A 10,450-nucleotide genomic window follows, 5' to 3' on the forward strand; every position below is an offset into this window, starting at 1 on the left:
CTCCGCTCAGGTCTGCGGCCACAGCACGGCCAGAAGCAGCACCGAAAACTGCAGCAGCGTGGCCACGTACTGGCGCACCAGCAGGCGGCGCATGCCGATCCAGCGTACGTCCCAGCCGCGCACCGGCGCCTGCGCATCGCGGCGGCGCAGGCCGGCGGTGTGCAGGGCCGCATCCACCCGCTCAGCCGCCGCCTCACCCTGCAGGTGTTCGCGCAGCAGCAGCTGCAGCAGGCTGGCATCCAGCTGCACGCGCACGGCGTAGTACGCCTGCACCACGCCCACCGCCACGCTCAGCAGCAGCAGGCCGGCGGCGAACATCGCCAGGCCGGGCTCGATGCCCAGCAGCAACAACGCCACCAGCAGCAGGCCCAGTGACAGCGCGGCGGGCAGCCGTCCCTGGCGCAGCAGCAGGTGCATCATCGGTAGATCGGCAGTGGTGCTCATGCAGTGCGCTCCCGTGCGGCGGCGGCCGCGATGGCCTGTAGATGAACGTCATGCAGGACGATGGACGGCCGCGCGGCACGCACCCGCGCCACCGCCTCGGCGGCGCTGCACACCCGGCCGGTACGCAGCAGCCAGGTGGCAATGCTGGCCGCACTGCGCGAATAGCCCAGCGCGCAGCACACCAGCAGCGGCCCCTGCGCACGCAGGGCTTCGATGGCATCGGCGGCCTCGGCCAGCTGCGCCGGCGCAGGTACCACCAGGTCCAGCATCGGCACGCTGGCATAGGCCGCGCCCGGCGCGTGGCAGGACAGCTCGGCGCAGGCATCGACCACGCCACGCAATGGCGCTGGCAACGCAGCGCAGGGAATGCGGCCCAGCCACACGCCACCGGCCACTTCCACCGGCTGCGGCGCACTACGCGTCCACAACCGCGAATTGATCCAGGCCGCGGCCAGGTAAGGCGCCAGCAGCCAGCGCGCGGCCATGGTCAGTCGCCCATCGGCGCGCTTCTGGAACACCGCCGTGCCCAGCCCGGCATAGGCCAGCGCCACCAGCAGCAGCGACACCACCGGCCACAGCAGCCACAGCGCCGCGCCCCCAATCAGCACCACCGGCACCAGCAGCACCGCGGCGCTCAGCAGATAGAACGAGGCCAGGCGCCAGCGCTTTGGATCACGCGCCGTGCGCCACGCCCGCAGCGGCGGCGTGCCCTGCTCCGGCCACAGCCACACGCACAGCCAGCCGGCCAGCAGCCCGGTGGGCACATCGATGAAGTGGTGCTGGAAGGTGGTCAGCACCGAAACGCCGATCAGCAGCGCCCAGCCATGCAGCAGCCAGCGCCACGCGCCCTGCAGGTACTGCGCGTACTTCACCCACAGCACGATCAGCAGCACGATGTGCAGCGACGGCGCTTGGTTGAACGGCTTGTCGAAACCCAGCAGCACATCGAACAGCCAGCCGAACACGCCGCCGATCTCCGGACGTTCAAAGCTGAAGCGCAGCGGCCACAGCAGGAAGCAGGCCACCGCGATCAGCTGCGCACTGAACAGCCGCAGCGCGTGCCGGTCCAGCTCGAGGCGCTGCCGGCACAGGAAGAATGAGATCGCGTAGAACAGATCGATCGACCAGTACGGCACGATCGTCCACGGCACGAACGGAATGCGCGATTCCCAGGCGAATGCCATCACCGGCAGCACGGCGTGGCGCCCGGCCATCCAGTTGGCGAAGCCATAGCTGGCGAAGAAGAACGGACCCAGCAGCACCAGCCACAGCAGGGCGCGCCGCCAGGGGCGCCCTGCCGCGGCCAGCGGGGTGGCAGCCAGCGTCGCCATCACGCGGTCCGGCGCGCCAGCGACACGGTGAAGATGCCGAACTCGTCGATGCGCTGGGCCACCTTCTCGAAACCGGCCAGGCGCACCAGCTCATCCATTTCCTGCTGGGTACGACGGCGCATCACCCACGCCGCACCACCGCGGTGGCTGGTCAGCGCGCGGGCGATGAATTCCAGCTGCGGGTGCCAGGGCTGGCCGGTATAGGCCAGATAGCCGCCCACCGGCACGGTCGCGGCGATGCCCTGCAGCGAACGCAGCACCGCATCGTTGTCGGGGAACAGTTCGTACAGGCCCGACACCACCGCCAGCGTCGGCGCCGGGTCGACCTGCGCCAGCTGCACCGGATCGAAGGCATCGCCCTGCTCGAAGCGGGCGATGTCGGCCGCGCCGAGGCGCTCGATCAACGCCTGGCCCTGGGTCACGTTCAGATCGCTGAAATCACGCAGCACGATGCGCTCGGCACGCTGTTCGCCCTGGCCCAGTGCTTCCAGCACGTAGCGGCCGTGGCCGGCGGCCACGTCCAGCACGCGCACCGGCGTGCCCTGCCCGCGCAGGCGCTGGGCGGCGTCGCGCAGCAGTTCCTGCAGGTGCTGGCCACGGATGCGGATGCCGCGCCAGCCGATCGCATCGAGATAGTTGCGGTCGACCATGCGGCCCAGCGGGCCCTTGCCGCGCGCTTCGTCGCGGTAGATGTAGTCCAGCGTGCTGCCCGAATCGAAACCGGTCTGCAGGCCCAGCGCGATGCCTTCAGAGAGCGTGCCGCCAACGCGCAAGCCGCCACGCACCACGCGCCAGCGCAGGTCGGCCAGGCTGTTGCGCTCCGGCGGCCAGGCCAGGATTTCCGATTCTTCGAAGGTGGGGCCGTGGCGGTGCGCACCGCGCCGCGACAGTTCGCGCAGCGGCTCGTCGAAGCGCGCCTGGATGAAGCTGCGGATGCGCGCCAGCGCCGGTGCGCGGTCACGTTCGCCGAGGGTGTCGTGGAAGAAGCCCGGCAGGTGCACGCGTTCCTTGATCGGGCTGGACAGGCGCTCGTAGAAGCGGTCCTGCGGGCCACGGTGCACGACGAAATCCGAACCGGACACCAGCAGCTGCACCGGCACGCTGATCGCCTGCGCATCGGCCACGATGCGGTCGGCGGCCTCGTACAGGCCCAGCAGCACGCGCACCGAGATCGGCCGGGTGATCAGCGGATCGGTGCGGTAGCTTTCCACCCGCGCCGGATCATGGGTCAGCCACTGCGGCTTGACGTAGCTGTTGACGAAGAAGTTGCCGCGCAGCTTCTGCATCAGGGTCAGGCCAGCGCGCGCGAACGGCACGTACAGCTTCACCTTGAACGCCGGCGAAGCCATCACCAGCGCGCGCAGGCGCGGCGCGTAGTCGTGCACCCAGGTGGCGGCAACCACGGCGCCCACGCTCTGCGCGATCACCACGATGTCCTCCACCGCGATGCCGTGCTCGGCACCGATGTGGGCGATGAAGCTGTCCAGGTCGCGCACCAGCGCCGGGAAGCCCGGGGCATCGCCGCGCGCGCCCGGCGAACGGCCGTTGCCGCGCGCATCCCAGGCGAAGAACGCGGTATCGGGCAGGTCCAGCTCGTCGACCAGGTGGGTGACCCGGCCGGAATGTTCGTGGCCGCGATGCAGCAGCACGATGGCCTTGGCCGGCGTGGTCGTCGTGGTGCTCGCCCAGTACCGGTAGAACAGCGGTACCTGGTCGAAGCTGTGGAATTCCCGTTCCTGCGCCTGACGCATGCAATCTCCAGATTGTCTTTTGGTATGTACTTGATTACTGCGGCGGAAGCGCCGCTTCCTGCAGCCCGCGGCGGACGCGGTTGATCATCGTCAGCACGCACAGTGCGGCCATGGCCGCAGCCACGCCAGTGACCGTCATCGCGCCAACCCACCCGAACGCCAGCAGCAGGCCCAGCGCCCCGATCACGAAGGCGCGGTCGCTCTTGCCCATCGGGCCGTCGTAGCGGCGGCTGGCACCGACCATCAGCCCCAGTACGCCGGCGTATTCGCTCAGCGCCGCGGTCCAGGCCAGCAGCCACAGCGCCTCGGGCCGCACGCCCGGCACGCTGAGCAGGGCCAGGTACAGCGCGGCGTCGGCGATCACATCGCACAACTCGTTCAGGTAGGCGCCCAGCTTGGACTGCTGGCCGAACTCGCGGGCCAGCATGCCGTCGACGGCGTTGAGGGCCATGCGCAGCAGCATCCACATCGGCAGCAGCAGGTACAGCAGCGGCTGCGCGGGCGCGCAGCACCCTACGGCGGCGGCCACCAGCAGCGAGACCACGGCGGCGGCCACGGTCACCGTGTTGGCGGTGATGCCGAGGCGGTAGAGCCCGCGCACGGCCGGACGCAAGAGGTCCTGGAAACGTCCTTTCAAAGCATAGATCGACACGATCTGAACCCGCTGATCCTTGGCAGTTCCGGCATAGCCTACCCCATCAAATACGGATGCCGGCTGGTTCCGGCTGGCCCAGCCAGTCCTGCCATGGCAGCCCAGGATCGATATGCCGGCGCAGCCAGGCCACGTCATGGCTGCGCAGCAGGGCATTGCGCACCGCGTGCACGGCCCGCGCGCGTGCCCCTGCATCGGCGAATCCCGCCTGCAACGACAGCAGCCGGTATGTACCGCCGCGCGAGCGCTGGAAGTGGATGATGCCGCCGGTGGGCAGCACGATCGCCCCCTCATCCAGGCCGTCGGCGTACAGATACAGCTCGAAAGGCTCCAGCCAGTGCTGTGTGTGCATCACCCGCAGCAGCTCGGCCAACCCAGGCGAGCGCCGATGCAGCGCGATGGCGTCGCCATACCAGCGCTTGTGGTCGTCCAGGTAGACCTTGAACTCCAGCCGCCGCTAGCGCCGGCGTTCGCGGCGCTGCACGTCCCAGGACAGGATCTCGGCCTGCTCGCCCCAGCGCTCCGCGGCTTCGGCCTGCAGCGTCGGCACATCGGTCTGGACGCACCAAGCCGCGGCTTGGCCACAGCGCGCATGGCGCACATAGCGGGCCAGGAACAGCAGCGCCCCTTCGTCATCGAGGGCGGTCTGCAGGCGGCTAGCAATGGTCATGGGACGGCATCCTGCACTCGGGGAACAGGCGGCACCGTGCCGTGCCCAGTGGTGGCTGGCAAGACCGGGGGCCGTGCCCAATACGGTCAAACCGGCCTTGAGCGCAGCGAATCTGGCCCTGCAGCGCCCGCCACCGGCCCCCACGAACTACAATATCGGCCCCGCTCCGCTGCCGATTGCCCTGTCCCCATGACTGCTGATCTGTTGCCCGTCCGTCGGGCCCTCCTCTCCGTTTCCGACAAGACCGGCCTGGCCGAGCTGGCCACCGCACTGGCCGCCCGCGGCGTCGAGCTGCTGTCCACCGGCGGTACCGCCAAGGCCATTCGCGACATGGGCCTGGCCGTGAAGGACGTGGCCGACGTCACCGGTTTCCCGGAAATGATGGACGGCCGGGTCAAGACCCTGCACCCGATGGTGCATGGCGGCCTGCTGGGCCGTTCGGGCCTGGATGACGCGGTGATGGCCGAGCACGGCATCGGCGCCATCGACCTGCTGGTGCTGAACCTGTATCCGTTCGAAGCGGTCACCGCCAAGGCCGACTGCAGCCTGGCCGACGCGGTGGAGAACATCGACATCGGCGGCCCGGCCATGCTGCGCTCGGCGGCCAAGAACTTCGCCCGTGTGGCGGTGGCCACCGACCCGTCGCAGTACGCCGAACTGCTGGCCTCGCTGGACGCCAATGATGGCCAGCTGAGCGCGGGCACCCGCTTCGCCTTCTCGGTGGCCGCGTTCAACCGCGTCGCCCAGTACGACGCGGCCATCAGCAACTACCTGTCGGCGGTCACCGCCACCGATGCCGCCGTGCCGGCGCGTGCCGAGTACCCGGCGCAGATGAATTCCACCTTCGTGAAGGTGATGGACCTGCGCTACGGCGAGAACCCGCACCAGAGCGGCGCGTTCTACCGCGACCTGTACCCGGTGCCGGGCACCCTGGCCACGTTCCAGCAGCTGCAGGGCAAGGAACTGAGCTACAACAACCTGGCCGATGCCGATGCGGCGTGGGAATGCGTGCGTCAGTTCGATGCGCCGGCCTGCGTCATCGTCAAGCACGCCAACCCGTGCGGCGTGGCCGTCGGTGCCGGCAACGGCGATGCCTACGAGCTGGCCTACGCCACCGACCCGACCAGCGCCTTCGGCGGCATCATCGCCTTCAACAAGCCGCTCGATGCGGCCACTGCGAAGGTCATCCTCGACCGCCAGTTCGTTGAAGTGCTGATCGCCCCGGACTACGAGCCGGCCGCGCTGGAATACGCGCAGAAAAAGGCCAACGTGCGCGTGCTGCGCATCCCGCACGGTGATGGCCTGAACAACTTCGACAGCAAGCGCGTGGGCTCGGGCCTGCTGCTGCAGTCCTCGGACAACCGCGGCATGACCCGTGACGAACTGAAGGTGGTCAGCAAGGTCGCGCCGACCGACAAGCAGTTCACCGACCTGCTGTTCGCCTGGAACGTGGCCAAGTTCGTGAAGTCCAACGCGATCGTCTACGCCAAGGACAACCGCACGATCGGCGTCGGCGCCGGCCAGATGAGCCGCGTCTATTCCGCGCGCATCGCCGGCATCAAGGCGGCCGACGCAAACCTGGTGGTGGAAGGTTCGGTGATGGCCTCCGATGCGTTCTTCCCGTTCCGCGATGGCATCGACGCCGCAGCGGCCGCCGGCATCAAGGCCGTCATCCAGCCGGGCGGTTCGATGCGCGATGCCGAAGTGATCGCCGCCGCCGACGAACATGGCCTGGCCATGGTGTTCACCGGCGTTCGCCACTTCCGCCACTGATCCTGGAGCGACACGGATGTCCGCAGTCTCGATCAAACCCCTGGTCCTGCCCGCCCTGCTGGGCGCGACCCTGCTGGCCGGCTGCAAGCCGGCCGCCGAGCCGGCACCCGCCTCTGCCCCGCAGGCAGAGGCACCGGCCGCGGCCAGCACCGCAGCGGCCGGGCATGTCAGCCGCACCGCGCGCCTGCAGGCCTTCCTGACCGCGCGATACGGCAAGGACGCGCAGCTGTCCGACGGCTGGCGCGGCAACTGGGCGCAGGACGGCGACACCCGCCCGGTCGACTGGGCGGTCTGCGCGGAGCAGCCGGTGGTCAGCGGTGACAGCTGGCAGCAGTTGCTGGCCGTATGCGGCGAACTGGCCGATGCCGGCCATGCCGATCCGGGCACGATCGACTTCTACGTGCTGCGCCCGGCCGGCGATGGCTTCGAAGTGGCGGCCGAGCTGACCGGCGGCACCTATGGCAGCAGCGGCCGCCCGGGGAGCGTCGAGATCCTGCGCTTCGGCAGCGATTTCTACGGCTTCCGCAACGTCAGCGGCTGGTACGGCCAGGGCTATTCGCTGCAGACGCAGAGTTTCATCCTGCCAGGCCCGAACGGTCTGGTGGATGCCGGCAGCGTGCGCAGCCACATCGACAACACCGCCGCCTACGACTGCGACGACGCCGAACAGGCCGAAGACTGCCGCACCCGCATGTTCGACTTCGACTTCGCACTGCGCATGGACGACAGCAACCGCAGCGCGCGCATCTGGCCGCTGCTGATCGAGGAAACCGGCAGCAGCTGTGGCGGCAACAACGTGCGCCGCACGCACCGCTTCACGCTGGACCCGAAGTCCTGGACCTATTCCTTCCCCGACGCGCTGCAACGCGAGGGCTGCGAGTGAACCACGCGCGCCGCCGGGGACATCGCCCCTCCCTTCCCACGCAATCTGGAATCTCGTGATGAACGTACTTGTCATCGGCTCTGGCGGCCGCGAACACGCCCTGGCATGGAAGCTGGCCCAGTCCTCCCGTGTCACCGAAGTGATCGTGGCGCCCGGCAATGCCGGCACCGCCAACGAAGACAAGTGCCGCAACGTGGCGGTGAAGGTGACCGACATCGACGGCCTGCTGGCGCTGGCCCAGGCCGAAGGCGTGGCGCTGACCGTGGTCGGCCCGGAAGTGCCGCTGGTGGCCGGCGTGGTCGACCGCTTCCGCGCCGCCGGCCTGCGCATCTTCGGGCCGACCGCTGCGGCCGCGCAGCTGGAAGGCAGCAAGGCCTACGCCAAGGATTTCCTGGCCCGCCACAACATCCCCACCGCGTTCTACGCCGTGCACACCGAGGTGGATGCGGCGCTGGCCTACATCCGCGAGAAGGGCGCTCCGATCGTGGTCAAGGCCGATGGCCTGGCCGCCGGCAAGGGCGTGATCGTGGCGATGACCCAGGCCGAGGCCGAGGACGCGGTGCGTGACATGCTCTCGGGCAACGCCTTCGGCGATGCCGGCGCGCGCGTGGTCATCGAAGAATTCCTCGATGGCGAGGAAGCCAGCTTCATTTCGATGGTCGACGGCGTGCACGCGCTGCCGATGGCCACTTCGCAGGACCACAAGCGCGTCGGCGATGGCGACACCGGCCCGAACACCGGTGGCATGGGCGCCTACTCGCCCGCGCCGGTGGTGACGCCCGAGGTCCATGCCCGGGTGATGCGCGAGGTGGTGAACCCGACCGTGCAGGGCATGATCGCCGACGGCATCCCGTTCACCGGCTTCCTCTATGCCGGCCTGATGATCGATGCCAGCGGTGCGCCGAAGGTGATCGAGTTCAACGTGCGCTTCGGCGATCCGGAAACCCAGCCGGTGATGCTGCGCCTGCAGTCGGACCTGGTGGACCTGGTGGAAGCGGCCATCGATGGCCGCCTGGACCAGGTGGAAACGCAGTGGGATCCACGTCCGTCGCTGGGCGTGGTGCTGGCCGCAAAGCCTTACCCGGAAGCGCCGATCACCGGTGACGTGATCTCCGGCCTGGACGACGTGCCCGCCAATGCCAAGGTGTTCCATGCCGGCACCACGCTGGATGCACAGGGCCAGGTGCTCAGCGCCGGCGGCCGCGTGCTGTGCGTGGCCGCGCTGGGCGACAGCGTGCGCGACGCGCAGGCCAATGCCTATGCCGGCGTGGCCAAGGTGAGCTGGGCCAACGAGTTCCACCGCACCGACATCGGCTGGCGCGCGATCGCACGCGAGGGCTGAGGCCCGCGCGGCGTCAGTAGATCCACGCCATGCGTGGATGAGCCCCACAAACAAGAAAGGCCCGGCATTGCCGGGCCTTTTGACATTCAAAGAACTGGCCAGTTCGGTGCGATCAATCAACGCGCTTTCGCGGGCGTCGACCTGCTTGGCTGGATATTGCCACACGCGGAGACAGGCTTAAGACACAGCGCCTCATAGATCCTCAAACGAGGCGTATCGATGAGGTCGTGAGCGTGCAGACTGACCGCCGCGCCGTGCATCGTCTGCAGCAGTCGGCTTTTCGCACGCCCCTTCTCTTGGGCTTTGGTCACTACATGCGTCCTGCGCTGTTTCGCATATTCCATCAGAACCAGATTGTCAGTTCGATAGCTGATCGCGTCATGAGCCGCCGCAGAGCATCCACGCGTGGCGTGGATCTACTGGTGCCCCACCGCCGTGGTAGATCCACGCCATGCGTGGATAAGCACCACAAACGAGAAAGGCCCGGCATCGCCGGGCAGCCACGTCTGGTGTGAGTCCACGGATGCCGTACCGCCGGGGTAGATCCATGCCATGCGTGGATGCGCGCGCCCCACAAACAAAAAAGGCCCGGCATTGCCGGGCCCTTCTTCATTCCAACGCCTTCCCGCTTACGCGGTGAACAGCGCCTTCATCTTCTTCAGCGCGTTCGCCTCGACCTGGCGGATGCGCTCGGCGGACACGCCGTACTCATCGGCCAGTTCCTGCAGCGTCACCTTGCTGTCGGCATCCAGCCAGCGGCGGCGGATGATGTCGCGCGAGCGGGCATCCAGCTCGGCCAGGCCTTCGCGCAGCAGCTGCATCTGGTTGTCTTCGCTGTCCTCGCGCTCGTAGGCCATCGACGGATCTTCGTCGTTGGACACCAGGAACGCAGCTGGCGACGGCGGCGCATGATCGTTGTCTTCGTCGGTCGGCGCATCGAAACCGATATCGCGGCCGGAAAGGCGCGATTCCATTTCCATGACCTCGCGCTCGGACACGTTCAGGTCCTTGGCGACGGCGCTGACTTCGGCCGCGTTCATCCAGCCCAGGCGCGTCTTCGACTTGCGCAGGTTGAAGAACAGCTTGCGCTGCGCCTTGGTCGTGGCGACCTTGACGATGCGCCAGTTCTTGAGGATGAACTCGTGCATTTCGGCACGGATCCAATGCACGGCGAAGGACACCAGGCGCACGCCCATGTCGGGGTCGAAGCGCTTGACCGCCTTCATCAGGCCGATGTTGCCTTCCTGGATCAGGTCGCCCAGCGCAAGGCCGTAGCCGTTGTAACCGCGGGCCACGTGCACCACGAAGCGCAGGTGCGAATGCACCAGCTCGCGTGCGGCGTCCAGATCGTCACCGTCGCGGAAACGACGGGCCAGGTCCTGTTCGTCATCGACCGACAGCACCGGAATCTGGTGCACGGCACCGATGTAGGCGTCCAGCGAACCGAGCGCACTGGGAATCGGGAGATTGTTTGCCACAAGGGCAGTAGAGGTGTTCTGGCTCATAGGGCTCATCTTAGCAGTCCGGCTTTTGGACTGCTAAAGCGGGAGGAAGTTCCAGTGTTCCGTGAACAGAACACTGGGCGATTCAACATCCCTACCCTA

10 protein-coding genes are annotated in these 10,450 nt (G+C 68.1%); 3 read left to right on the forward strand and 7 right to left on the reverse strand.

The window, feature by feature from the left end; all coding sequences use genetic code 11:
• Positions 1-6: 6 nt before the first annotated feature.
• The 6 genes from C1925_RS18615 to C1925_RS18640 form a co-directional block, all read right to left on the reverse strand.
• Positions 7-444: a hypothetical protein gene (locus C1925_RS18615; protein WP_108770190.1), complete on the reverse strand. Its 438-nt coding sequence runs from the start codon at positions 442-444 to the stop codon at positions 7-9.
• Positions 441-1,775 carry a phosphatase PAP2/dual specificity phosphatase family protein gene (locus C1925_RS18620; protein ID WP_108770191.1) on the reverse strand — a complete coding sequence of 445 codons (1,335 nt, stop codon included), beginning with the start codon at positions 1,773-1,775 and terminating at the stop codon, positions 441-443. The genes C1925_RS18615 and C1925_RS18620 overlap by 4 nt, the downstream gene beginning before the upstream one ends.
• Positions 1,775-3,526, reverse strand: a complete 1,752-nt coding sequence (locus C1925_RS18625; RefSeq protein ID WP_108770192.1) for a bifunctional alpha/beta hydrolase/class I SAM-dependent methyltransferase — start codon at positions 3,524-3,526, stop codon at positions 1,775-1,777. The genes C1925_RS18620 and C1925_RS18625 overlap by 1 nt, the downstream gene beginning before the upstream one ends.
• A 34-nt stretch (positions 3,527-3,560) precedes the next feature.
• Entirely contained in the window at positions 3,561-4,178 is a 618-nt protein-coding gene (locus C1925_RS18630; protein ID WP_108770193.1) for a CDP-alcohol phosphatidyltransferase family protein, read from the reverse strand.
• 46 nt (positions 4,179-4,224) lie between these two features.
• Positions 4,225-4,530 carry a hypothetical protein gene (locus C1925_RS18635; RefSeq protein WP_159097566.1) on the reverse strand — a complete coding sequence of 102 codons (306 nt, stop codon included), beginning with the start codon at positions 4,528-4,530 and terminating at the stop codon, positions 4,225-4,227.
• A 105-nt stretch (positions 4,531-4,635) separates the two neighbouring features.
• Entirely contained in the window at positions 4,636-4,848 is a 213-nt protein-coding gene (locus C1925_RS18640) for a hypothetical protein (protein ID WP_108770195.1), read from the reverse strand.
• A 189-nt stretch (positions 4,849-5,037) separates the two neighbouring features.
• Between C1925_RS18640 and purH the strand changes: the two genes are divergently transcribed.
• Genes purH through purD form a run of 3 tightly spaced genes read left to right on the forward strand, consistent with a single transcriptional unit; the run spans position 5,038 to position 8,846 of the window.
• Positions 5,038-6,621 carry a bifunctional phosphoribosylaminoimidazolecarboxamide formyltransferase/IMP cyclohydrolase gene (gene purH, locus C1925_RS18645; RefSeq protein ID WP_108770196.1) on the forward strand — a complete coding sequence of 528 codons (1,584 nt, stop codon included), beginning with the start codon at positions 5,038-5,040 and terminating at the stop codon, positions 6,619-6,621.
• Between the two features lie 16 nt (positions 6,622-6,637).
• A complete protein-coding gene (locus tag C1925_RS18650) occupies positions 6,638-7,504 on the forward strand; it encodes a hypothetical protein (RefSeq protein WP_108770197.1) in 867 nt (288 codons plus the stop codon).
• A gap of 58 nt (positions 7,505-7,562) precedes the next feature.
• Positions 7,563-8,846 carry a phosphoribosylamine--glycine ligase gene (gene purD / locus C1925_RS18655; protein ID WP_108770198.1) on the forward strand — a complete coding sequence of 428 codons (1,284 nt, stop codon included), beginning with the start codon at positions 7,563-7,565 and terminating at the stop codon, positions 8,844-8,846.
• Positions 8,847-9,475: 629 nt separating this feature from the next.
• On the opposite strand, the gene rpoH is transcribed toward purD, so the two are convergent.
• Positions 9,476-10,351 (reverse strand): RNA polymerase sigma factor RpoH, encoded by an 876-nt coding sequence (rpoH, locus tag C1925_RS18660; RefSeq protein ID WP_079223786.1) that lies wholly within the window; start codon positions 10,349-10,351, stop codon positions 9,476-9,478.
• Positions 10,352-10,450 lie beyond the last annotated feature (99 nt).

Source organism: Stenotrophomonas sp. SAU14A_NAIMI4_5 (assembly GCF_003086795.1).
Taxonomy (GTDB): Bacteria; Pseudomonadota; Gammaproteobacteria; order Xanthomonadales; family Xanthomonadaceae; genus Stenotrophomonas.